31 protein-coding genes and 1 pseudogene are annotated in these 20,622 nt (G+C 42.0%); 28 read left to right on the top strand and 4 right to left on the bottom strand.

Going from position 1 to position 20,622, the window contains the following annotated elements; genetic code table 11:
* Positions 1-33 precede the first annotated feature (33 nt).
* The 3 genes from E4N80_RS09110 to E4N80_RS09100 are packed head-to-tail and all read right to left on the bottom strand — an operon-like array spanning position 34 to position 2,859.
* Positions 34-795: an ABC transporter ATP-binding protein gene (locus E4N80_RS09110; protein ID WP_253698934.1), complete on the bottom strand. Its 762-nt coding sequence runs from the start codon at positions 793-795 to the stop codon at positions 34-36.
* Positions 795-1,862, bottom strand: coding sequence for a FecCD family ABC transporter permease (locus E4N80_RS09105; RefSeq protein ID WP_002669987.1), 1,068 nt, complete (start codon positions 1,860-1,862; stop codon positions 795-797). The genes E4N80_RS09110 and E4N80_RS09105 overlap by 1 nt, the downstream gene beginning before the upstream one ends.
* Before the next feature lies 1 nt (position 1,863).
* Positions 1,864-2,859, bottom strand: a complete 996-nt coding sequence (locus E4N80_RS09100; protein ID WP_253698933.1) for an ABC transporter substrate-binding protein — start codon at positions 2,857-2,859, stop codon at positions 1,864-1,866.
* Between the two features lie 203 nt (positions 2,860-3,062).
* On the opposite strand from E4N80_RS09100, the gene prcB reads away from it, so the two are divergent.
* From prcB to prtP, 3 genes and pseudogenes are all read left to right on the top strand, one after another.
* Positions 3,063-3,617: a dentilisin complex subunit PrcB gene (gene prcB, locus E4N80_RS09095; protein ID WP_253698932.1), complete on the top strand. Its 555-nt coding sequence runs from the start codon at positions 3,063-3,065 to the stop codon at positions 3,615-3,617.
* 35 nt (positions 3,618-3,652) lie between these two features.
* Positions 3,653-5,567 (top strand): annotated as a pseudogene (gene prcA / locus E4N80_RS09090) (dentilisin complex subunit PrcA).
* Between the two features lie 13 nt (positions 5,568-5,580).
* Positions 5,581-7,893 (top strand): dentilisin complex serine proteinase subunit PrtP, encoded by a 2,313-nt coding sequence (gene prtP, locus E4N80_RS09085; protein WP_253698931.1) that lies wholly within the window; start codon positions 5,581-5,583, stop codon positions 7,891-7,893.
* Positions 7,894-8,028: 135 nt separating this feature from the next.
* On the opposite strand, the gene E4N80_RS12920 is transcribed toward prtP, so the two are convergent.
* Complete coding sequence (locus E4N80_RS12920) at positions 8,029-8,163, bottom strand: hypothetical protein (protein WP_301338662.1); 135 nt, start codon at positions 8,161-8,163, stop codon at positions 8,029-8,031.
* A 257-nt stretch (positions 8,164-8,420) separates the two neighbouring features.
* On the opposite strand from E4N80_RS12920, the gene tuf reads away from it, so the two are divergent.
* The 25 genes from tuf (at position 8,421) to rpsM (ending at position 20,611) form a co-directional block, all read left to right on the top strand.
* Complete coding sequence (gene tuf / locus E4N80_RS09080; RefSeq protein WP_253688542.1) at positions 8,421-9,608, top strand: elongation factor Tu; 1,188 nt, start codon at positions 8,421-8,423, stop codon at positions 9,606-9,608.
* A gap of 63 nt (positions 9,609-9,671) precedes the next feature.
* Positions 9,672-9,980 carry a 30S ribosomal protein S10 gene (gene rpsJ / locus E4N80_RS09075; RefSeq protein WP_002669994.1) on the top strand — a complete coding sequence of 103 codons (309 nt, stop codon included), beginning with the start codon at positions 9,672-9,674 and terminating at the stop codon, positions 9,978-9,980.
* Positions 9,981-10,042: 62 nt separating this feature from the next.
* Positions 10,043-10,669, top strand: a complete 627-nt coding sequence (rplC, locus tag E4N80_RS09070) for a 50S ribosomal protein L3 (protein WP_002669995.1) — start codon at positions 10,043-10,045, stop codon at positions 10,667-10,669.
* Positions 10,670-10,683: 14 nt separating this feature from the next.
* A complete protein-coding gene (rplD, locus tag E4N80_RS09065; RefSeq protein ID WP_002677140.1) occupies positions 10,684-11,319 on the top strand; it encodes a 50S ribosomal protein L4 in 636 nt (211 codons plus the stop codon).
* 2 nt (positions 11,320-11,321) lie between these two features.
* Complete coding sequence (locus E4N80_RS09060; protein ID WP_002672216.1) at positions 11,322-11,606, top strand: 50S ribosomal protein L23; 285 nt, start codon at positions 11,322-11,324, stop codon at positions 11,604-11,606.
* Positions 11,607-11,639: 33 nt separating this feature from the next.
* Positions 11,640-12,470: a 50S ribosomal protein L2 gene (gene rplB / locus E4N80_RS09055; protein WP_002669998.1), complete on the top strand. Its 831-nt coding sequence runs from the start codon at positions 11,640-11,642 to the stop codon at positions 12,468-12,470.
* A 12-nt stretch (positions 12,471-12,482) separates the two neighbouring features.
* On the top strand, positions 12,483-12,761 hold the full coding sequence (gene rpsS, locus E4N80_RS09050) for a 30S ribosomal protein S19 (protein WP_002669999.1): 279 nt from the start codon (positions 12,483-12,485) through the stop codon (positions 12,759-12,761).
* A gap of 4 nt (positions 12,762-12,765) precedes the next feature.
* Positions 12,766-13,128, top strand: a complete 363-nt coding sequence (rplV, locus tag E4N80_RS09045; protein WP_002670000.1) for a 50S ribosomal protein L22 — start codon at positions 12,766-12,768, stop codon at positions 13,126-13,128.
* Between the two features lie 2 nt (positions 13,129-13,130).
* Positions 13,131-13,850, top strand: a complete 720-nt coding sequence (gene rpsC, locus E4N80_RS09040; RefSeq protein ID WP_253688540.1) for a 30S ribosomal protein S3 — start codon at positions 13,131-13,133, stop codon at positions 13,848-13,850.
* Positions 13,850-14,269 (top strand): 50S ribosomal protein L16, encoded by a 420-nt coding sequence (gene rplP, locus E4N80_RS09035; protein ID WP_080612536.1) that lies wholly within the window; start codon positions 13,850-13,852, stop codon positions 14,267-14,269. The genes rpsC and rplP overlap by 1 nt, the downstream gene beginning before the upstream one ends.
* Positions 14,270-14,281: 12 nt before the next feature.
* Complete coding sequence (gene rpmC, locus E4N80_RS09030; protein WP_010694742.1) at positions 14,282-14,491, top strand: 50S ribosomal protein L29; 210 nt, start codon at positions 14,282-14,284, stop codon at positions 14,489-14,491.
* Positions 14,492-14,502: 11 nt separating this feature from the next.
* Positions 14,503-14,775, top strand: a complete 273-nt coding sequence (gene rpsQ / locus E4N80_RS09025) for a 30S ribosomal protein S17 (RefSeq protein ID WP_002670009.1) — start codon at positions 14,503-14,505, stop codon at positions 14,773-14,775.
* An 18-nt stretch (positions 14,776-14,793) separates the two neighbouring features.
* Positions 14,794-15,162: a 50S ribosomal protein L14 gene (gene rplN, locus E4N80_RS09020; RefSeq protein ID WP_002670011.1), complete on the top strand. Its 369-nt coding sequence runs from the start codon at positions 14,794-14,796 to the stop codon at positions 15,160-15,162.
* A 9-nt stretch (positions 15,163-15,171) separates the two neighbouring features.
* The gene (rplX, locus tag E4N80_RS09015) at positions 15,172-15,486 is read left to right on the top strand and encodes a 50S ribosomal protein L24 (RefSeq protein WP_010694743.1); all 315 of its coding nucleotides are present in this window, start codon (positions 15,172-15,174) and stop codon (positions 15,484-15,486) included.
* Positions 15,486-16,037, top strand: a complete 552-nt coding sequence (rplE, locus tag E4N80_RS09010) for a 50S ribosomal protein L5 (protein ID WP_002670018.1) — start codon at positions 15,486-15,488, stop codon at positions 16,035-16,037. Before rplX ends, rplE begins: the two co-directional genes overlap by 1 nt.
* Positions 16,038-16,048: 11 nt before the next feature.
* The gene (locus E4N80_RS09005; protein WP_002670020.1) at positions 16,049-16,234 is read left to right on the top strand and encodes a type Z 30S ribosomal protein S14; all 186 of its coding nucleotides are present in this window, start codon (positions 16,049-16,051) and stop codon (positions 16,232-16,234) included.
* Between the two features lie 11 nt (positions 16,235-16,245).
* On the top strand, positions 16,246-16,644 hold the full coding sequence (rpsH, locus tag E4N80_RS09000) for a 30S ribosomal protein S8 (RefSeq protein WP_002670022.1): 399 nt from the start codon (positions 16,246-16,248) through the stop codon (positions 16,642-16,644).
* A gap of 10 nt (positions 16,645-16,654) precedes the next feature.
* On the top strand, positions 16,655-17,194 hold the full coding sequence (gene rplF, locus E4N80_RS08995; RefSeq protein WP_253688539.1) for a 50S ribosomal protein L6: 540 nt from the start codon (positions 16,655-16,657) through the stop codon (positions 17,192-17,194).
* 10 nt (positions 17,195-17,204) lie between these two features.
* The gene (gene rplR, locus E4N80_RS08990; RefSeq protein ID WP_002670026.1) at positions 17,205-17,567 is read left to right on the top strand and encodes a 50S ribosomal protein L18; all 363 of its coding nucleotides are present in this window, start codon (positions 17,205-17,207) and stop codon (positions 17,565-17,567) included.
* Between the two features lie 8 nt (positions 17,568-17,575).
* A complete protein-coding gene (gene rpsE / locus E4N80_RS08985; protein WP_010694746.1) occupies positions 17,576-18,097 on the top strand; it encodes a 30S ribosomal protein S5 in 522 nt (173 codons plus the stop codon).
* Positions 18,098-18,101: 4 nt separating this feature from the next.
* The gene (gene rpmD / locus E4N80_RS08980; protein ID WP_010694747.1) at positions 18,102-18,287 is read left to right on the top strand and encodes a 50S ribosomal protein L30; all 186 of its coding nucleotides are present in this window, start codon (positions 18,102-18,104) and stop codon (positions 18,285-18,287) included.
* Positions 18,287-18,739: a 50S ribosomal protein L15 gene (rplO, locus tag E4N80_RS08975; RefSeq protein ID WP_010694748.1), complete on the top strand. Its 453-nt coding sequence runs from the start codon at positions 18,287-18,289 to the stop codon at positions 18,737-18,739. The genes rpmD and rplO overlap by 1 nt, the downstream gene beginning before the upstream one ends.
* 12 nt (positions 18,740-18,751) lie before the next feature.
* Positions 18,752-20,068: a preprotein translocase subunit SecY gene (gene secY / locus E4N80_RS08970; protein WP_253698930.1), complete on the top strand. Its 1,317-nt coding sequence runs from the start codon at positions 18,752-18,754 to the stop codon at positions 20,066-20,068.
* Positions 20,069-20,115: 47 nt separating this feature from the next.
* The gene (gene rpmJ, locus E4N80_RS08965) at positions 20,116-20,229 is read left to right on the top strand and encodes a 50S ribosomal protein L36 (RefSeq protein ID WP_002672206.1); all 114 of its coding nucleotides are present in this window, start codon (positions 20,116-20,118) and stop codon (positions 20,227-20,229) included.
* 16 nt (positions 20,230-20,245) lie between these two features.
* Complete coding sequence (rpsM, locus tag E4N80_RS08960) at positions 20,246-20,611, top strand: 30S ribosomal protein S13 (RefSeq protein WP_002670034.1); 366 nt, start codon at positions 20,246-20,248, stop codon at positions 20,609-20,611.
* Positions 20,612-20,622 lie beyond the last annotated feature (11 nt).

The following is a 20,622-nucleotide window of genomic DNA, read 5'->3' as shown; positions in this document are numbered from 1 at the left end:
AGTGTATAGGATTGGCTAAAAGATAAAAGCCGGTTAAATGTTTTTAAATATTACATGGGGCTTTTTTTCTTCGTCATAAATGATTTTAGCCTCCACATCATATAAGGTTTTAATTACTTCTTCTGTGATAACCTCATTTACACTGCCTGCGGCGATAATTTGTCCTTCTTTTAAAGCATATATTTTATTGCAATACATTGCAGCTATATTTAAATCATGGATTGCCGATATAACGGTTATTTTTAAATCTTTTGCAAGGCTCATAAAGTGCAGCTGATGTTTTATGTCCAGATGGTTTGTAGGCTCGTCGAGGATTAAACAATCCGTGTTTTGCACTAAGGCACGGGCTAAAATAATTCTTTGCTTTTCTCCACCTGACAGGCTTGAAAAATTGCGATCGGAAAAATCTTTCATATTCACTTGTTCAAGAGCCTTGTACGCCAGTTCAATATCCTCGGCAGAATCCCTCTCCATAAATTTTTTATGAGGCGAGCGGCCGATTAAAACCATCTCAAGTACGTTAAAGTCAAAATGAGTGTCATTATGCTGGGCAACTACAGCCATCTTTTTTGCCGTTTCTTTAAACTGGTAGTCATTTATGTTTTTGCCGTCAATAAATATGGTACCGGTTTTGGGCTTAAGGACTCGGTATATACATTTAAGCAGGGTGCTTTTTCCCGAACCGTTGGGACCGATTATGCCTACAATTCCGTTATCTTTAATTGAAAGGTCTATATCGGCTAAAATATTTTTGCTTCCGAAGTTAAATGAAAGAGAGCTGATGTCGAGAACCATTATGCTTTACCTCCAAACCCGTATTCTTTATTTATCAATAAATATAAAAATACCGGAGAACCTATAAGCGAGATTACAACCCCTACGGGTATTTCACCTAGGCTGGAAACGGAGCGTGCCAGTACGTCTGCCCATATAAGAATTATGGCTCCTATTAATACGGATGACGGAATTATGTTTTTATGATTTGTTCCCCAAAATATCCTTGAAATATGCGGAATTATTAAGCCTATAAAGCCGATTATGCCTGCGTTGTATACTAAAAAACCTACAATGGCGGAACATATCAAAAGATAGACTTGGCGGTAAATATGCAAGTCCTTTCCTAATGTAATTGATACGCTGTCGCCGAGGAGCATCAGGTTAAGGGTGCGGTATTGCGTCATAAAAAAGAAGATTCCTAAAAATATAACTCCGGCAAGGAGTCCGAGGTTTTCCCATTTTGCTCCGCCGAAGCCTCCCATAAGCCAAAAGGTAATGCTTCTTATAGCTTCCCTGTTTTTTGTAGTAAAAACTATAAATGAAGAAAAGGCTGAAAAAATCGTGCTTATGGCAATACCTGCCATCAGTAATTTTGCGGAATTGGCTCTGCCTTTTATGTTGGCGGCATTTATTACGATTAAGGCTGTTCCAAAGGCGGAAAAGCAGGCACACAAGCCTACATAATTAGGCCCCAGTTTTGCACCCACGCCCAAAGCGATTGCAAGGGTTGCCCCGAGAGAAGCTCCCGATGAAATGCCCAATATGTAAGGGTCTGCCAATGAGTTTTGTACTATTGCCTGCATGACAACTCCGGTTACGGCTAAGCCCATTCCGGTAAGACAGGCTAAAAGTATCCTAGGCATACGGACAATCCAAACTATGTCGATAGCCGACTTTTTAATTCCTTCAAGGCTTCCGGCACCTAAGATTTTAAATTGAGCGATTTTTAAGATTTCGGCGGGAGCTATGCGTACTGCTCCGAATCCTACCGATAGAACTATGGAAATTAAAAGTCCCGCCAAAAGAAAAAGAAGTGCTGAAGATAGAAAAACTATTTTCAGCACCTTGTTTTTATTGTTTTGCATATTATAGGTCAGGATATAAACCTGAGATAATTGTCTTTATTCCGTCATAGGTTCTTATGCCGCTGGCATAAACTTCACTTAAATTAATCGGAAAAACTTTTTTGTTTTGAAGTGCTGCTATGCTTTGTAAAGCATTATCTTTTGTGAGCATTTCTATAGATTGGTCTTTTTCAATATAGTCGCCGAAGTAAACCGTAAAGATAACATCGGGATTAAGCTCGATTAGTTCTTCCTTGCCTATTCCTTTTTTATCCTTACCTACAAGATCGGCACCGACCTGCATTGCAATTTGCCCGCCGATAGTCCTTTCCCCATAAACACGGTACTGGCCTTCTTTTTCTACTTCAATTATTATGGCCTTTACCTTTGTTTTGCCTTCGACGTGTTTTTTTGCTGCGGCAATTTCAGTTTTCATCTTATCGACAATTTCTTGAGCCTTGTCTTCTACATTGAAAATTTTACCTATATTTAGAATATCCTGATATTCGTTTTCGAGAGCATCTTCTTTTTTTAAGCCTGAGTTTTGCCAAATGTAGGTTTTTGTACCTCTATCATGCCAGAATTTTACATCTCCATAACGCTTTTCACCGAATAATGATGTCCATGCAAAAATAAAATCCGGTTCCATGTCGATAATTTCTTCTTTCTCAGGACGCTTGTCGCGGTAATCCACCTTGCTGAAAGCTTCTTTAAATTCGTCTTTAACCGGATCATCAAGCCCGACTGCAAGAATAAGCTTATCGGAAAGACCGAGAGCGAGCATTGTTTCGATAGGGCTTTGGTAAAAGGCTGCAACCTTTTCCGGAGCTTTTTCAAATGTAAGGTCTACAGGTTCTCCCGCATAGTTATATGTAGTAATTGTTACAGGATAATGGTCTCCTTCCATTTTGGACATTGCTTTGCCCGAATTTTGTGATTGATCTTCCTTAGGACTGCATCCTAAAAAAACCGAAACTGCCAATAATAGCAGCATTGAGCGAAAAAAAATCTTTTTCATACTTCCCCCAAAAATATTGTGTTGATTTTACGGCTTTAAGCCGAATTTCGACGCTTGTATGGTTTGAAATTTGTGAAATAATTCTAAAACTTTTGTAAATTAATGTCAAGGTAGTGTTTTTTTTCGAAAATTTACAAAATTTATAAAAATAAGTCTTGCTAAATCCAATTAATATGATATACTTAAATAGTATGAGATGCTGTGTGATTTTATTATTTATCTGTTGTGTAAATTTTTTAGGGTGTAAAACACTTAATAAACAACCTGATGATGAAGTTCCTTCTGTGCCTGATAAAGAGGCGGGCGGGAATCTCGGTTCTTCTTTTAAAAATCCTGAAATTTTGAGTAGTCCGCTGCCGGAGTCTATGCAGTATGTTTATGAAATTTTGATTCAAGGGAATAATTTTAAAACCGGTTTACCATCTATTGTCAAAAGCCAAGAAGATTTGCAGACTCTTTATTCCGTTCTGTATGGAAATTCTTTAAAAGCACCGGTGATAGATTTTTCAAAAAAAGCGGTTGTTATTGGTGCCGCAGGACCTTTTAATACGGGCGGATATTCCATTGTGCCCGTTTCTGCAATAAAGACAGGGAAGGTTATTAACATAGTTTTTGAGGTAAAAAGTCCCGGGCCTAAGGATATGGTTACGCAGGCTTTTACCTATCCTTATGTGGTAGTTTCGGTAGATGCCGAACCGGATACAGTAATTTTTGTTGAAATCAATGGAGATGTTAAAAACGGTAAATTAGATTTTTAAAATCTATAATTAAATAAATATATAGGAGGACGAATATGTCAAAAAAAAGATGGAACGCTGCGGCGTTATGGTGTATCCTTTTATTGGTGTTTTTATTCGGTTCTTGTCCACAGCAAAAGTCGGCAAGTGAATCCGAAAAGGATCCGTATCCCATTCCGGCTGATGCCGTGAGTGTTGAAATCACCGTTTCGGATTCGGTAAGCGGCACTATAGTGGATGGAACAAAGCTGGTAGTTTTTGATTCTGCTAGCGGCAAACAGGTTACTCATCAACTTTCCGTAAGGAATGGGAAAGTTACTGCAATGGTGAGCCCCAAAAAGAAGTATAACTTTGTTCTTTTAGGTGAAAAAGGAAAATGGGCCGGCTCGATGCTGCAGGATTATTATGTACCTGAAGGCGGACTTAATGGGGATAAGAGCCTTATGATGCTCCAATTTGAACACGGGCAAATAACAAGAGATGTTACCCCCCCCCCATATCGACAAGGTAACAATTGAAAATGCATCCGGCGCGGTTATAAACGATGCTCATGTCATTAATAACGCGGTAAAAAAAATATATGTCGAATTTTCTTCCAAAGTGGGTGCGGTGGAAGATGTTGCTTGGAACGGTTTCGGTGCAAAACTCGGTATCGGTATGATGCCGACGAGTTACGCAGGTATTTACGGGGTGTACAGTCCCGATAATACTCCCGGTGACGGTGTTTTTACATCGGAATACGTTTTTGATATAGAACATGCGGCAATGCCTGACGGCAATACCGAGTTTATAATAGTAGGCTACGACGTTGCAAACAACAGAGTCGAAAAACACATTCCCGTAAGTTTCAATAAAACCCCTGCTGCAGCTCCCCTTTCGAATGCTATATTTGGAAGGGCTTTTGTGATAATGGAAAGGGTTCCCTTTACAAACAATACATTCTCAACCGAACCCGGACAGGGACTTGTGCAGTTAGACAGCGGACACGAAGTGATGCCGCAGGCTTTAAACCCCATTGAAGGGCATAATTCTTCATATATGGCAGCCTTCGTCTTCAGCGTTGTAGACAATGCTCCTCCGAACGCTCCAGTTCCTATTATGGGCTTCAATTTATTACGTAGGGAAAAGGGCAGCGGCGAGTTTAAACCTGTAAGCAGAACTCACTACGATAGGCCTAAAACCGAAACAAGACCCGGCTGGGGTGGACATCAAGGCTTTGATACATCTTCAGAACTTGAAGAAGGTAAAGAGTACGAGTACAAAATTGAAGCGTTTACCGCAACGGATATACTTGAGTCTCCCGTATTGACGGGCAAAGTTATGGAAGCCTTTACCTATTCCCTCAAAGCTCCCGAAAACCGTAAAAAGATTTCGGTTGCTACTGCTGCAAACATGTCATATTCGTGCACAATAAGCAATAAAAAGCTGCTGACCAAGGAAGAAGCCGATTGGTGCGACTTAGGCCTATTGATCCTCGACGGACAGGGTCTGGCTCTTTTCGGTTCAAAATTCCGCTATGTTTTTGATGGTGTTACTGTCGATATAGGCGGCGGTAATACTACTACCGGCCCCGATTTACTGATTGATACTATAGGGTTTGCTCCGGGCAACAAGCCTAGGCGCTTTTCATATAAACAGCATCTCGCAACACCATTGCAAATCGACTACGGTATTAACAGCCTTAACTACCTTATAACCGTTAACTCTTCCACAGGTCTTATCACAATTACCAATAAATTTCTAAAGATAGCACAATTTAACGTAGTTGCGGGTACCCCGATGAAATATCAAGCGGGCGTAAGCTATCAGTGGGATATTCAGGACTGGGGAGATAATGCGTACGGTTTGAACGATGACCGGGCTCTTAGGATTGTTAAAATGTATGATTCAAATCAATCTCGCACAATGGGAAATAACAGCCCTAGCGGCTCTAACGCTATAAACGGCAGATTTACCTTTGTAATTGAATAAGGAGGCCTTTAATATGAAGAAAAAAATATTATTCTTTTTAATTACAATAGCTTTGATTGTTTCTTCCTGTAATTTCGGCATGAATACTGCCGTTATCGGTAATAAGGATAATGGAACGGTTTTAGACGGCTATACGGGAGGATTAGGAAATTCATCTTCGGTTGAATTACCGGATGGTGCAAATTATAAGCCCGATGATAAGGATATAGTTGACGGCTATTTTATCGTTAAGACAAAAGACGGCTTTGACAAGACTCTTTTTGAAGAAAAAGGTTTTATTGTCAAAGGAAAGATTTCCCTTACAGATACGGGTTTTACTTACTGGTATCTTAATAAGGAAGGAAATAATAAAAAGAATCTATTGCGTGCCGCTTCAATAGAGGGCGTTCTTTCAGCCGAACACGATTATAAGGTTGTAGAACCGGACGGAAGTAAGGCTCCGAATCAAAGCGATGCCCCTGTAGACCCTTTCGATGCAGGAACTTACGGTCTGACAGACGGAAATTATTTGGATGACCCTGAGGCAAATAATGCCGATTACGGGCTTTCGATAACCGATGCTTTGCGCGCCTACAAGGAAATAGGCTACGGCGATAAGACGGTTGTTGCAGGCATCATCGATACCGGCATCAATATGGCCCACAAAGATTTTAAAGATGAACACGATAAGTCGATAGTGCTGTATGCAAAGTCCTGTGCTACGGATAGTACAGGGAATACATATATCGGTGATGGAAGCTCCTTTACCGAAATTCCTATCGGACAAAACTGGGATAAGGGAGCGCACGGTACCCACTGTTCGGGCACTATCGCCGCACGCGGCAATAACGACACCGGCATTGCAGGCGTTGCATGGAAAAACACAAAACTCATTTCATATCAATCGCTGGGAGTTGAAGGCAGCGGTAGGAATTGGTCTGTTTACGGCGCAATGCTTGACCTTACGAAAATAGTTACGATTTTGCGCAAGCCTAAGGCAAGCAGAACTCCGGCAGAGATTAATGAGTTGCCCTCTTACTTGCAGAATGACGATTTTCAAATTACACAAAAAACGGTTCCCGTAAACATGAGCTTGGGCGGTTCTTACGGAACCGAATTTGCATTTGCGGTTTTAACCAATGCAGTAAAACACAATATACTCCCGGTAATTGCGATGGGTAACGAAGGCCGTTATACGGCAGCTTATCCTGCAGCTTTCCCGGGCGTATTGGCGGTTGGAGCTACCAACGGTAAAGACAAAAAAGTGCATTTCAGCAATTCCGGTGCATGGATAAGCGTTTCGGCTCCCGGCGACGGTATTAAATCCTGCGGCATATACGGCGAGGACGACTACGAAACGATGAGCGGGACTTCAATGGCAACCCCCTTTGTAACAGGTACAATCGCCTATCTTCTTTCCTTCACTGGAGCCCATGATTTGACTCCATATCAAATTAAGGCTCTGCTTGAAAAAACTGCGGATAAAGTTGATGGGGCAACAGGCTTTACCGACAGATTGGGGCACGGCCGAGTAAACGTATATAAGGCTGCAAAGGCTATAAAGGACGGTAATATTCCTCCCGAAAACGGTCTTTACACTGAAAAGGAAGTGCAGGTTAAGGTTACAAACGATGACGGAGGAGGGGCTGAAGATATCCCCTGTAAGATTACTCTCGTTGATGAGGTAACACACGCTCCCTTAGCCTATGTTGCGGGGCTTGGAAATACTCCTATCACCTTTAAGGGCCTAATAAAAGGCAGAAGCTATTCCGTTTACGGTGCCTTTTTAGGTGATTTAAAAACAGAAACCTTTACGGCGATAGACGCCAATAAAACTATTACCTTGCAGTTTAACAAAAAAATCGTATGGGTTTCGACCGTGCCGAATAAGCACTATAACGGCGGTAACGATAAAACCGATACTAAAATTATGGTTTTTAAAGCGGATGCGAGCGGTGATTTGGATCTTGGCTCCAATCCTACGCCCATTGTGAATTATGACCAATATGAGCTTGATACCACCTATTTTGAGGCTGAGACAGGCGCAAAATACTATGTGCTGATTACCGGATTTATGGACGGGGGCGTATTCAAAGGCGGCAACTATGCCTTAAAAATCGGCAGGACACCCCTCAGTCCTAACGGTGTAGATATCGACGATGCGGCAAGAAGTCCCAACGATGCTGCAACGAACGACAGCCATGAGGACGACGACACTCCCGCCGATGCAAAGTCAAAAGGCAATGCATGGGGGCAGACAAAGGGCTGCAATCTCGTCGCTCACCCTATCGGTACCCCTCCCGCTAATGTTGACTTGGATTGGTTCTATGTAGAATATCCTTATTAAACGTTAATACGGGTAATTAGGGCGGCGCACTTTTTAGGTTCGCCGCTCTTTTTTTGACAAAAACAAATTTTCCTATTGACATTTTTTATTCTTTATGGTATAAAGTACGCTCGTGTTGAAATTATGATTTAAGGCCTAAAAGGGCTTTAGATCGGTATTCTTTAGAAGTTTTGCATTGCCGTAAAGCCTTTTTGGCAGGCGGATGCCGTCCTTATTTAAGCAAATGAGGAAAGAAATCTTTAAAACTTCGCAGGATGCCAAACCAGTCATCGGAGTTACGGTTTACAGGTGATCAGGTGGGTCCAAATGCTGTCCGAAAACCTATGGGCGGTGGATAAAAAGCGTTTTTCTTTAAAAAATAAAGAAAATGCTTAAATCTTATCTGATTTTAATTACTGTCTTATGTTTCTCCGGTTTATTTCTTTGTTAAGCTTGTTTTTCGGTTACGAAAGACCGGTTAACTTTTTAATCTCGTCATTTTTAATGCGGGAAATATTAGACTTGCCTACGTCTTTTAGGAGGATCTCATGGCAAAGGAAAAATTTAACAGAACGAAAGTTCACATGAATGTTGGTACCATCGGTCACGTTGACCATGGTAAGACCACTCTTTCGGCAGCGATCACTACGTATTGTGCAAAGAAGTATGGTGATAAGCTTCTAAAATATGACGAGATCGACAATGCTCCGGAAGAAAAAGAGCGCGGTATTACTATCAATACCCGACACTTGGAATATCAGTCCGATAAGAGACACTATGCACACATCGACTGCCCCGGCCACGCTGACTATGTTAAAAACATGATCACAGGTGCTGCCCAGATGGACGGCGGTATTCTCGTTGTTTCCGCTCCGGACTCGGTTATGCCTCAAACAAAAGAGCACTTGCTTCTTGCCCGTCAGGTAGGTGTACCTTCAATCATCGTCTTCCTTAATAAGGTTGACCTTGTTGATGATCCCGACCTTATAGAATTGGTAGAAGAAGAAGTTAGAGAAACTTTGGCATCTTACGGTTTCCCTGAGGAGACTCCCATTATCAAAGGTTCTGCTTTTAAAGCTCTTCAGGAGGGTGCAACTGCTGAAGATACGGCTTGCATCGAAGAATTGCTCCAGACAATGGACAGTTACTTCAAGGATCCCGTCCGCGATTCGGATAAGCCCTTCCTTCTTCCTATTGAAGATATCTTCACAATTCAGGGACGCGGTACCGTTGTTACGGGAAGAATCGAACGCGGTGTTATCAAGATGAACGAAGAAGTTGAAATTGTAGGTATTAAGCCCACAAAGAAAACCGTTGTTACCGGTATCGAAATGTTCAACAAGCTTCTTGATGAAGGTGAAGCGGGAGACAACGTAGGTCTTCTCTTGAGAGGTATTGAAAAGAAAGAAGTTGAACGCGGACAGGTTCTTGCCAAACCCGGTTCAATTCATCCTCATACCAAATTTGAAGCTCAGATTTATGTTCTTTCAAAAGAAGAAGGCGGACGACACAGTCCTTTCTTCTCAGGTTACAGACCTCAGTTCTATTTCAGAACTACCGACATTACCGGAACTGTAAACCTTCCTGAAGGAACAGACATGGTTAAGCCCGGCGATAATACAAAGATTCTCGGTGAACTTATTCACCCCATAGCTATGGATCAAGGTCTTAAACTCGCTATTCGCGAAGGCGGACGAACTATTGCTTCGGGTCAGGTAACTAACATTATCGAATAAATGATGCAAAAAACGGCGCTTGCTCTTTTTGTAAGTGCCGTTTGCATCTCTTCGGAGGAAATGATGACAAAGGAAAAGATTCGCGTAAAGCTTCGCGGATTCGATGTAGAGTTGGTTGATCAGAGTTCAAAGGCCATTGTACAGGCTGTTCAAAAAGCAGGCGCAAAGGTTTGCGGTCCTATTCCGCTTCCCACTCGGATTAACAAGTTTACAGTGCTTCGCTCGCCTCACGTAAATAAAAAGTCACGTGAGCAGTTTGAAATGCGAACGCACAAAAGGTTAATCGATATTATCGAACCTTCGGCAGAAGTTATGAATGCTTTATTGGCATTGGAGCTTTCAGCCGGTGTTGATGTAGAAATTAAACAATAAGATTTAATCAAATCAATGGTAGACGGCCTTTAATCAGGGGTGCGTACCTTAGGAGAATTTAAATGATTGGACTGATTGGAAAAAAAATCGGCATGACCCAAATCTTCAATGAAGTCGGTCACCTTATGCCGGTTACGGTTATTCAGGTAGAACCCAATACCGTTGTTGCACTAAAAGACAAGGAAAAGTTCGGATACTCTTCAGTAGTGCTCGGTTTGGGTGAGCTCAAAGAAAAGCACACCAGCAAACCCTATGCAGGACAGTTCAGCGGAGACATCAAGCCTTTAAAACTTTTAAAGGAATTCCGTGATTTTGACAAAGAAGTCGCAGTAGGTGATAAGCTCGGTGTAGAGGCTTTTGAAAAAGTTTCGTATTTAGACATTACGGCAATTTCAAAAGGTAAAGGTTTTCAGGGTGTTATGAAGCGATGGGGCTATGGGGGCGGTAGAGCAAGCCATGGTTCTAAGTTCCACCGTGAAGCAGGTTCGACGGGACACTGTACAACTCCGGGTCGTTCTTTTAAAAATACGACAATGCCCGGAAGAATGGGTTTTGACAAGGTTACCGTTCAAAATTTGCAAATCGTAAAGATTGATCCTGAATTGGGTGTTATAATGGTTCGCGGTTCTGTTCCGGGTAAAAAGGATGCAACTGTATTCTTAAAATCCGCAGTAAAGCGGGCTAAATAAGGACGGTAGAAGACATGGAAAAGAAAGTCTATTCAGTCGATGGTAAAGAATTGAGGACAATTAATCTTGATGACAAGGTGTTCGGTCTTCCCGTAAATGATGATGTTATTTACTACGCCATCAATAATGAACTAGCCAATAAACGAGTCGGAACGGCTTGTACAAAGGGCAGAGCTGAGGTTCACGGTTCAAATTCCAAGCCTTACAGCCAAAAAGGTACAGGACGTGCAAGACGCGGTGATAAAAAATCCCCTCTTTTAGTCGGAGGAGGAACTATTTTTGGACCTAAACCTAGAGATTTCAGCTATTCTATGCCTAAAAAAGCAAAAAGATTGGCTATGAAGTCAATTTTGAGCCTTAAAGCTCAAAACGACAGGTTAGTGGTTGTAGAAGATTTTACGGTAGAAAGCGGAAAAACCCGCGACCTTGTAAAGATTTTAAATAACTTTGCAAAGGGCGAGCGCGCTGTTATTATTCTAAAGGATGATGATTCTTTGGTAAAAAGAGCAGGACGCAATATTCCGCATCTTTCATTCTTGGCATATAACCGCCTTCGAGCTCACGATTTATTCTACGGCCGAAAAGTTATCATGCTTGAATCTGCCGCAAAAAATCTTTCTGAATTTTACGGATGTAAGGAGGCCGAATAATAATGGAATACAATGATATACTTATCGCGCCTGTTCTTACGGAAAAAAGCACAGAACTTCGCGAGCAGGGTAAATATGTTTTCAAAGTAGCGCCTAAGGCTACCAAGATTCAGATAAAGGAAGCAGTACGAAGATTGTTCAATGTAAAAGTTACCGATTGTACTGTTGTTAATGTTCGAGGAAAGACTAAGCGTCTCCGCTACAAGGAAGGTAAAACTTCATCTTGGAAAAAGGCAACCGTAAAGCTTGCTAAGGGCGAGACAATTAAGATTTTTGAAGGTGCGTAAGCCTTAATGTGCTTATGCTAAGGGGATAGCAAAATGGCTCTAAAAGAATATAAGCCGATGACGCCCGGATTGCGCGGACGAATTGATTTGCGAAAAGATGAAATTACAGCTCAAAAGCCTGAAAAGTCTTTGACTACAGGCAAAAAGAACAGAGCAGGACGCGATTCAAGAGGACGCATTTCAGTTCGAGGCCAAGGCGGCGGACATAAACAGAAATACCGACAAATCGATTTTAAGCGAAACAAATATGGTATTCCGGGCACTGTAAGGACAATCGAGTATGATCCTAACCGCAGTGCAAATATTGCATTGATTTTTTACGCTGACGGAGAAAAACGATACATCATCGCTCCCAAGGGCTTAAAAATCGGTCAAAAGATTATGAGCGGCGAAATGGCTACATTGGATGTTGCAAATGCTCTTCCTTTGGAAGCGATTCCCGTCGGCTTTACCGTGCATAATATTGAGCTTACGATCGGAAGAGGCGGACAAATGGCGCGTTCGGCAGGTGCCGGCGCATTGGTTGCTGCAAAAGAAGGCGAATATGTTACCATAAGATTGCCTTCCGGAGAAACTCGCTTGGTAAACAAGAAATGTTATGCAACAATAGGCGAAGTCGGCAATGAAGATCACATGAATACAAGTCTTGGCAAAGCCGGTCGATCAAGATGGCTTGGAATCAGACCCACCGTTCGCGGTATGGCTATGAACCCGATTGATCACCCCCTCGGCGGTGGTGAAGGACGAGGAAAGGGAAGACATCCCGTTACTCCTTGGGGTCAGCCTTGTAAGGGTTATAAGACCCGCAAGAAGCGCAATCCTTCGGATAGCTTCATTGTCTCAAGACGAAAGAAGAAGAATTAGGGGGCTGCACAAGTGTCAAGATCAGTTAAAAAAGGACCTTTTATTGCAAAGAGTCTTTTTAAGAATGTAAATGAGATGAACAGATCGGGTAAGAAGAAACCGATTAAGACTTATTCCCGCTGTTCTACAATTATACCTGAAATGGTCGGTAACACTATTTCGGTACATAACGGCAAGACGTGGATTCCGGTTTATATAACCGAGAATCTTGTTGGACATAAACTTGGAGAGTTTGCTCCTACGCGTACATTCCGCAAACATGCAAACTCTGACAAGAAGGTTGGAAAATAGGTGAATGAAGATGACTGAAAGAACAGGATATCGAGCAACAACGAAATTTCTTATTGCATCACCTACCAAGGTAAGACCGGTGGCAAACGTCGTAAAGAACAAGCCTTATCCGGAAGCAATGGCTATTTTGGAAAATATGCCTCAAAAGGGAGCCGTCTTAATTTCTCAGACTATGAAATCGGCTGCCTCAAATGCTCTTTACAAAAATAAGCAGCTTGATGAAGATATGCTCTTTGTTAAGGAAATTATGATTGACGAAGGGCCCAGGCTAAAAAGAATTTGGTGTCGCGGCAAGGGCCGTGCAGACATTCTCTTAAAGCGAATGTGTCATATCACAGTTGTCGTTGACGAGAGAGCAGGAGAGTAGATATGGGACAGAAAGTAAACCCTACAGGATTAAGACTTGGTATAAACAAAACTTGGTCGTCTCGCTGGTATGCAGGCCCCCGAAATTATGCCGACTTGTTGCTTGAGGATTTAAAGATTCGAGCTATGATTCAGGAAATTCCTGAATGTAAAAATGCCGACATTGCCGAAGTTGAAATCATCCGTCATCCCCAAAGGATTACGATTATGATTCACACGGCTCGTCCCGGCGTTATAATCGGTGTAAAAGGTGCCAATATCGAAAATATCGGAGCCATTATACAGAAAAAGCTCGGCAAAAAAGTGCAGATCAAGATTAAGGAAGTAAAGAGAGCCGAATTGAGAGCTTCTTTAGTTGCCCAAAACGTTGCACGCCAGCTTGCAGGAAGAGCTTCTTTCCGAAAGGTATTAAAACAAGCTTGTTTTAATACGATGAGGTCAGGTGCTCAAGGTATAAAGATTAGAATTTCAGGACGCTTAGGCGGTGCTGAAATGTCGCGAACCGAAGAAATGAAGGAAGGCCGAGTTCCTCTTCACACACTTCGGGCAGATATAGACTACGGTTTTGCTGAAGCGGATACAACCTATGGAAAGATAGGTGTTAAGGTATGGCTTTACAGCGGAATGATGTTTGGCGGAGAACAAAAAGAAGATGCAGGTGCCTTGCTCAAAAAACAAAGACGGCCTCGCTCTGAAAAGCCCGCTCAAGAAGGGAGGCAATAATTATGTTTAGTCCCAAACGTGTAAAACATAGAAAGGTTCAGCGCGGTAGAATCAAGGGCGAAGCTACTCGATGCAATAACATCGATTTCGGTGATTACGCCTTAGTTTCTCTTGAGCCTTTTTTGCTTACAAACAGACAGATTGAAGCTGCCCGTGTTGCTTTAAATCGTAAGATTAAGCGAGGCGGAAAATTGTGGATTCGAGTTTTTCCGGATAAACCCTATTCAAAGAAACCCGCTGAAGTTCGAATGGGCGGCGGAAAAGGCGCCCCCGAATACTGGGTAGCGGTTGTAAAACCCGGAACTATTATTTTTGAATTAGCCGGTGTTGATAAGAATTTGGCCGAACAAGCTATGACCTTGGCAGGAAGCAAACTTCCCTTTAAGACAAGGTTTGCCGAGCAGATTCAGGCCGACTAAGGAGCGTTTAAAATGAAAAAGAAGTCAAAATACAGAGAAATGTCGTATAAAGAACTTGTTTCAAAACGCAATGATCTAAAGCAAAAATACATGGATTTGAGATTTCAAGCTGTGGTAGGCCATTTGGACAACCCTCTTGAAAAGAGAAGTATGCGTCGTGAAATAGCGATGTTAAATACCTTTATCCGCCAAAAAGAATTGGCCGGCGAAGGTGCAAATTAGGAGCTTAACCCGTGGAAACAACAGAAAATACAAAAAAAATCGGGAAGCGCGAGTTTGTCGGAATCGTAACAAGCGACAAGATGAATAAAACCATCGTCGTTGAAGTCCGAACTAAAAAGCTTCATAAGCTTTACAAAAAATACGTATCGAGCAGTAAAAAATATAAGGCTCACGATGAAGAGAATACGGCTCACATCGGCGATACCGTAAGAATTGTAGAGCATAAGCCCATCAGTAAGGATAAGGCTTGGATGCTTACTGAAGTTATTGAGCGGGCTAAGTAAGGCAAGGAGTTAAGGTAAATGATACAGGTTGAAACAAGATTAAACGTTGCCGATAACTCAGGCGCTAAACTCGTCGAATGTATTAAGGTTATCGGCGGATCAAAACGCAGATACGCAGGTATTGGGGATATAATCGTTGTGGCGGTAAAAGAAGCCTTGCCGACATCGGTTATTAAAAAAGGTACGGTAGAAAAAGCCGTTATTGTGCGTGTTTCAAAAGAATACCGCCGTCCCGATGGAACTTATATTCGTTTTGACGATAACGCTTGCGTAATCGTTGACGATAATAAAAACCCTAAGGGAAAACGTATTTTCGGCCCTGTAGCCAGAGAGCTTCGTGATCATGATTTCATGAAGATAGTTTCTCTTGCTCCGGAAGTTCTTTAAGGAGAGTTTATGGCAGGAAAGATGAAAATTCACCGCAATGATAATGTTGAAATTATTGCAGGTAAGGAAAGGGGCAAGCGGGGCGAAGTCGTAAAGGTCTTGCAGGAAGATAACAAGGTTATCGTCGGCGGACTTAATATGATAAAGAAAGCCATGCGCAAAAGAAGCCAGCAGGATCAGGGCGGAATTGTAGAAATTGAAGCTCCGATATCTGCATCCAATGTTATGATTATATGCAAAAAATGCGGAAAAACCCGTATTGCATACGAAATAAAGGACGGCAAAAAAACAAGAATTTGCCGTAAGTGTGGAGAAGCGTTATAATGAGTAATTACGTACCTCGGCTTAAGAAAGTCTATACAGAACAAATCATGCCCGAGCTTAAAAAGGAATTTAACTACAGTTCCGTTATGCAAATTCCTCGGCTTAAAAAAGTCGTAGTAAGCATGGGCGTTGGTGTAGCTCTCACGAATAGGAAACTACTTGATGCTGCAGTAACTGACCTTGAAACAATCACCGGTCAAAAAGCTGTGAAAACAAAGGCAAGAAAGAGTATAGCAAACTTTAAACTTCGTGAGGGAAATGAGATTGGGGCAATGGTAACTTTGCGCGGTGCTAGAATGTATGAATTCTTAGACCGCTTTATCAATGTTGCTTTGCCGCGTGTTAAGGATTTCCGCGGAGTTAACCCGAACGGTTTTGACGGTCGCGGAAACTATTCAGTGGGTATTACCGAGCAGATCATCTTCCCCGAAATCGACTTCGATAAAATCGAACGCATTTCAGGATTGAATGTGAACGTAGTAACTTCTGCCGAGACTGATCAAGAGGCAAGATCGCTTCTTGCAAAGTTTGGTATGCCCTTTAGGAAGTAAGAGAGGATTTCATGGCTACAGTTGCAAAAATTAATCAAGCTAACAGAAAAGCAAAGTATCCGACACGGCAGTATAACAGATGCAAGGTTTGCGGACGCCCTAGAGGTTATCTGCGAAAATTCAAAATGTGCCGTGTTTGTTTTAGAAAATTGGCAAGCGAAGGGCAAATCCCCGGCGTTACAAAGTCGAGTTGGTAGGAGGAACGATAATGAGTGTTTCAGATCCGATAGCAGATATGCTTACTAAAATTAGAAATGCTGCTTCAGCCGGTCACGAATCGGTTGATGTTCCTTCTTCAAAGATGAAGTGGGAAATTATCAGTATTCTTAAATCGGAAGGGTATATTAAAAACTTTAAAAAAATGACCCAGGAAGGAGCCGGCAATATCCGTGTGTTCTTAAAATACGATGATAAAGAATCTTCGGTTATTCACGGAATCGAAAGGGTTTCCACACCCGGCCGCCGAGTATATTTAGGTTATAAGAGCTTACCGAGAGTTTTTAACGGCTACGGTACTCTTATTGTATCGACTTCAAAGGGTATCATTACCGGAAAAGCTGCCGGCGAAAGCCAAGTAGGCGGCGAGCTTATTTGCAAGGTTTGGTAGGAGGAGCAATATGTCAAGAGTTGGAAAACTGCCTGTTGCTATTCCTGCAGGTGTAAAAGTGAATGTTGCAAACGGTATCTTTACCGTTGAAGGTCCCAAGGGGAAACTTTCACAAGATTATCACACAGAGGCTGTTGATTTTAAGGTTGAAAGCGATCATGTTCTTGTAACAAGAAAGAATGATGAGCTTCAAACAAGGGCTTATCACGGTTTATATCGAAGTCTTCTTAACAACATGGTAACCGGCGTAAGCACCGGCTTTACAAAGACCTTGGTAATCAATGGTGTAGGTTACAGAGCCGAAGTTCAAGGCAAACTCCTTGTAATGGCTTTGGGTTATTCAAACGACTTTTCCGTTCTTATTCCCGAAGGAATCGAAGTAAAGGTTGACCAGCTGAAGGTTATTATTTCAGGAGCTTCAAAAGAAGCTGTCGGACAATTTGCTTCACAGGTACGAAAGTTGAGAGGCCCGGAACCCTATAAGGGCAAGGGAATTCGTTACGAAGACGAAATCATCAAACGAAAAGTCGGAAAGTCCGGTGTAAAGTAAGGGTAGTATTATGGACAAAAAACGTAATGATAAAGATAGAAAAAGATTTAAGCGAAAGATGCACATTCGAAAGTCTATTTTCGGTACTGCAGAACGCCCGCGCATGACCGTGTTCCGAAGCAACAAACGCATTTCGGTTCAGGTTATTGACGATGTAGAGGGCAAGACATTGGCTGCCGTTTCTACAATGGAAGAAGCTCTTCGATCGCTTAAGGTTAATGTTGAATCTGGGGCAAAAGTCGGTGAAGAAATCGGCAAGCGCCTCAAGGAAAAAAATATTGACACTGTTGTTTTTGACAGGAACGGATATCTTTACCACGGTGTTGTAAAGGCCGTTGCCGATGGTGCAAGAAAAACAGGAATTAAGTTTTAGGAGAGGTTATGAGTCATCAAAAAGAATCAAAACATGATAACCAGCATACCGATAAAGAATATGTTGAAAAGCTTGTTAAATTGAACCGAACGGCTAAGGTTGTAAAGGGCGGACGCAGGTTCTCCTTTTCTGCTCTAACTGTTGTCGGCGATCAAAAAGGACGAGTAGGATACGGTTTCGGTAAGGCAAATGACGTAAGCGATGCTATTCGAAAGAGTATCGAAAAGGCAAAAGCCAATATGGTAACCTTTCCGCTTAAAAACGGCACAATTCCTCATGAGGTTCAAGGCAAGTTCAAGGGCTCGTCAGTTCTTTTGCGCCCTGCTTGTTCCGGTACGGGAATTATCGCAGGCGGTACAATCCGTGCTATTATGGAAGCTGCCGGTGCAACCGACTTGCTTTCAAAGTCATTGGGATCAAGCTCCGCAGTAAATGTAGTTAAAGCAACCTTTGATGCTGCAAGTCTTTTGATGGACGGCAAAAAAATTGCTAAGAGCCGCGGAAAAACCCTTTTGGATGTATGGGGGTAAGTAAATGGCAAAGAGAATTAGTATTAAATTGATAAAAAGCACAATCGGGCAAAGACACCATGTCCGCGCGACGGTACGCTCTTTGGGATTAAAAAAGATCAACTCTGTAGTTGAGCATGAGGAAAATCCTGCTATCTTAGGTATGGTAAAATCCGTTGCTCATGTAGTTGAAGTTAAGGAGTTAAACTAATGTCCGAATTTAATTTAACTGTTCCTGCAGGAGCAACTCATAAAAAGAAGATTGTAGGACGCGGTTCTTCTTCCGGCTGGGGAAAAACTTCCGGAAAGGGACATAAGGGTCAGCAAGCCCGTTCAGGCGGCAAGGTTTATGCCGGCTTTGAAGGCGGACAGATGCCCTTGTACCGACGTGTTGCAAAAAAAGGATTTTCAAACTATCCTTTTAAAAAGGAATTCTATGTTGTAAACCTTGCCATGCTCGAAACAAAGTACAGCGACGGCGAGACTGTAAACAAAGAGTCCTTAATGCAAAAAGGTCTTCTCCGAAAAGGTTCTCTTTACGTTAAAGTTTTGGGAACGGGAGATATAACAAAAAAATTGACGGTTGATGTAGATAAAATTTCTGCATCGGCTAAGGAAAAAATAGAAAAGGCAGGCGGAACAATAGTTCAGTCTGAAGCATAAAAGGCGGTAAAAATGGCTAATAATGTAGTTGCAAATATGTTCAAAATAAAGGATTTACGAAGCCGTATTTTCTTTACGATCATAGTTTTAGCAGTTTTCCGCTTAGGTTCGGTACTCACCATCCCCGGTATCGACCCTAGTGCTCTTACAGCATACTTTCGACAAGGTCAGGGAAATGCTTTTGCAGATCACATGGACTTCTTTGTCGGAGGAGCGTTTTCGAACTTTTCGGTATTTATGCTCGGTGTAATGCCCTATATTTCGACTCAGATATTGATGCAGCTTGCCATGATTATTTTCCCGCGCCTTAAAAAAATAGCGGAAGAAGACGGAGGACGCAAAAAGATTCAGGTTTGGACAAGAATCGTTACCGTCTTTGTTGCTCTTCTTCAATCTTCCGCTGTAGGTACATGGGCCAGAGCAATACCCGGTGCTGTTGTAATTTCAAGTCCTGTTTTACACTTGTTTATTACGATGGTTACGGTAACGACGGGTACTATGATTACCGTTTGGATGGGTGAACAGATAACTGCAAGAGGTATCGGAAACGGTATTTCGATGTTGATTTTTGCAGGTATCGTTGCCCGTCTTCCTCAGGCTGTTTGGGAATTGATCAAGCTTGTAAGCAATAACGAATTAAACCTTGTTTTTGTAATTATTGCTTTTGCGATGTTTGTAGGAATTATAGCCTTGGTTGTTTACGAACAACAGGGCCAGCGCAAAATACCGGTTCATTATGCAAAGCGCGTTATCGGCCGAAAAATGTATGGCGGACAGAATACTTATATTCCGTTTAAGATTAACCCCTCGGGTGTTATTCCCATCATTTTTGCTTCATCGTTTTTAACCTTTCCCCTCATGCTTTCGCAGATGTGGGGCTCGAATGTTTCTTGGTTGGCTTCAGTTGCAAGATTTTTGCGCTCAGACGGCTGGGGTTATAACATTATGTATGTTGTTTTGATTATTTTCTTTGCTTACTTTTACACACAGGTTGCACTTAACCCAACGGAAATAGCAAAACAAATAAGGGAAAACGGCGGCTCGATTCCGGGAATTAGAACCGACAAGACTGAAGAATATTTACAGAAAATTTTAAACAGATTGATATTGCCCGGTTCGCTTTATTTGGCTGCGATTGCAGTACTTCCTACTATAATTCAGTGGGCATTTAGTTTCCCCAGAAATATTTCTATGCTGATGGGCGGAACTTCATTGCTGATTTTGGTTGGTGTTGACTTGGATACAATGAGCCAAGTTGAAGCTTTGCTTAAAATGCACCATCATGACGGCTTGCTTAAAAAAGGCAAGATTAGATCAAGGAACCTATAGAATTTTTTTTAAGAATGATATAGAATACATTCTTTGAAGGAGTGAATATGAAGGTTAGAACAAGTGTAAAACCTATTTGTGATAAATGTAAGGTTATTAAGCGCAACGGAATAGTACGGATAATCTGTACAAATCCTAAGCATAAACAAAGACAAGGTTAACGGAGGACACTGGATAATGGCTCGTATTGCGGGAGTTGACCTCCCTAACAAACATGTTAATGTTTCATTAACGTACATTTATGGAATTTCGACTTCATCGGCAAACAAAATTTGTGAAGCTACAAAGGTTGATCCGATGAAAAAAATGAATGATTTGGATGAAGCCGAGTTAGCTGCAATCCGTGAAGTGATTGACAGAGAGTACAAGGTAGAAGGCCGCCTTCGAACCGAAGTGGCTTTAAATATCAAGCGTCTTCAGGATATCGGCTGCTACCGCGGTCAAAGACACAGAAAGGGTCTTCCGGTACGCGGACAGAGAACTAGGACAAATGCCAGAACACGCAAGGGTAAGAAGAAGACCGTTGCCGGTAAGAAGAAATAATCGTGGTTGGA

Origin of the sequence: Treponema denticola (assembly GCF_024181605.1) — a bacterium.
Lineage (GTDB): Bacteria > Spirochaetota > Spirochaetia > Treponematales > Treponemataceae > Treponema_B > Treponema_B denticola_B.
This window is presented reverse-complemented; position numbering and strand designations above follow the sequence as displayed.

What these genes read in the sequence shown, in the direction of transcription:
- E4N80_RS09110 (WP_253698934.1), bottom strand. Translation starts at nt 795, where the DNA reads ATGGTTCTCGACATCAGCTCTCTTTCATTTAACTTCGGAAGCAAAAAT.
- E4N80_RS09105 (WP_002669987.1), bottom strand. Translation starts at nt 1,862, where the DNA reads ATGCAAAACAATAAAAACAAGGTGCTGAAAATAGTTTTTCTATCTTCA.
- E4N80_RS09100 (WP_253698933.1), bottom strand. Translation starts at nt 2,859, where the DNA reads ATGAAAAAGATTTTTTTTCGCTCAATGCTGCTATTATTGGCAGTTTCG.
- prtP (WP_253698931.1), top strand. Translation starts at nt 5,581, where the DNA reads ATGAAGAAAAAAATATTATTCTTTTTAATTACAATAGCTTTGATTGTT.
- E4N80_RS12920 (WP_301338662.1), bottom strand. Translation starts at nt 8,163, where the DNA reads ATGACTGGTTTGGCATCCTGCGAAGTTTTAAAGATTTCTTTCCTCATT.
- tuf (WP_253688542.1), top strand. Translation starts at nt 8,421, where the DNA reads ATGGCAAAGGAAAAATTTAACAGAACGAAAGTTCACATGAATGTTGGT.
- rpsJ (WP_002669994.1), top strand. Translation starts at nt 9,672, where the DNA reads ATGACAAAGGAAAAGATTCGCGTAAAGCTTCGCGGATTCGATGTAGAG.
- rplC (WP_002669995.1), top strand. Translation starts at nt 10,043, where the DNA reads ATGATTGGACTGATTGGAAAAAAAATCGGCATGACCCAAATCTTCAAT.
- rplD (WP_002677140.1), top strand. Translation starts at nt 10,684, where the DNA reads ATGGAAAAGAAAGTCTATTCAGTCGATGGTAAAGAATTGAGGACAATT.
- E4N80_RS09060 (WP_002672216.1), top strand. Translation starts at nt 11,322, where the DNA reads ATGGAATACAATGATATACTTATCGCGCCTGTTCTTACGGAAAAAAGC.
- rplB (WP_002669998.1), top strand. Translation starts at nt 11,640, where the DNA reads ATGGCTCTAAAAGAATATAAGCCGATGACGCCCGGATTGCGCGGACGA.
- rplV (WP_002670000.1), top strand. Translation starts at nt 12,766, where the DNA reads ATGAAGATGACTGAAAGAACAGGATATCGAGCAACAACGAAATTTCTT.
- rpsC (WP_253688540.1), top strand. Translation starts at nt 13,131, where the DNA reads ATGGGACAGAAAGTAAACCCTACAGGATTAAGACTTGGTATAAACAAA.
- rpmC (WP_010694742.1), top strand. Translation starts at nt 14,282, where the DNA reads ATGAAAAAGAAGTCAAAATACAGAGAAATGTCGTATAAAGAACTTGTT.
- rplN (WP_002670011.1), top strand. Translation starts at nt 14,794, where the DNA reads ATGATACAGGTTGAAACAAGATTAAACGTTGCCGATAACTCAGGCGCT.
- rplX (WP_010694743.1), top strand. Translation starts at nt 15,172, where the DNA reads ATGGCAGGAAAGATGAAAATTCACCGCAATGATAATGTTGAAATTATT.
- rplE (WP_002670018.1), top strand. Translation starts at nt 15,486, where the DNA reads ATGAGTAATTACGTACCTCGGCTTAAGAAAGTCTATACAGAACAAATC.
- E4N80_RS09005 (WP_002670020.1), top strand. Translation starts at nt 16,049, where the DNA reads ATGGCTACAGTTGCAAAAATTAATCAAGCTAACAGAAAAGCAAAGTAT.
- rpsH (WP_002670022.1), top strand. Translation starts at nt 16,246, where the DNA reads ATGAGTGTTTCAGATCCGATAGCAGATATGCTTACTAAAATTAGAAAT.
- rplF (WP_253688539.1), top strand. Translation starts at nt 16,655, where the DNA reads ATGTCAAGAGTTGGAAAACTGCCTGTTGCTATTCCTGCAGGTGTAAAA.
- rplR (WP_002670026.1), top strand. Translation starts at nt 17,205, where the DNA reads ATGGACAAAAAACGTAATGATAAAGATAGAAAAAGATTTAAGCGAAAG.
- rpsE (WP_010694746.1), top strand. Translation starts at nt 17,576, where the DNA reads ATGAGTCATCAAAAAGAATCAAAACATGATAACCAGCATACCGATAAA.
- rpmD (WP_010694747.1), top strand. Translation starts at nt 18,102, where the DNA reads ATGGCAAAGAGAATTAGTATTAAATTGATAAAAAGCACAATCGGGCAA.
- rplO (WP_010694748.1), top strand. Translation starts at nt 18,287, where the DNA reads ATGTCCGAATTTAATTTAACTGTTCCTGCAGGAGCAACTCATAAAAAG.
- secY (WP_253698930.1), top strand. Translation starts at nt 18,752, where the DNA reads ATGGCTAATAATGTAGTTGCAAATATGTTCAAAATAAAGGATTTACGA.
- rpmJ (WP_002672206.1), top strand. Translation starts at nt 20,116, where the DNA reads ATGAAGGTTAGAACAAGTGTAAAACCTATTTGTGATAAATGTAAGGTT.
- rpsM (WP_002670034.1), top strand. Translation starts at nt 20,246, where the DNA reads ATGGCTCGTATTGCGGGAGTTGACCTCCCTAACAAACATGTTAATGTT.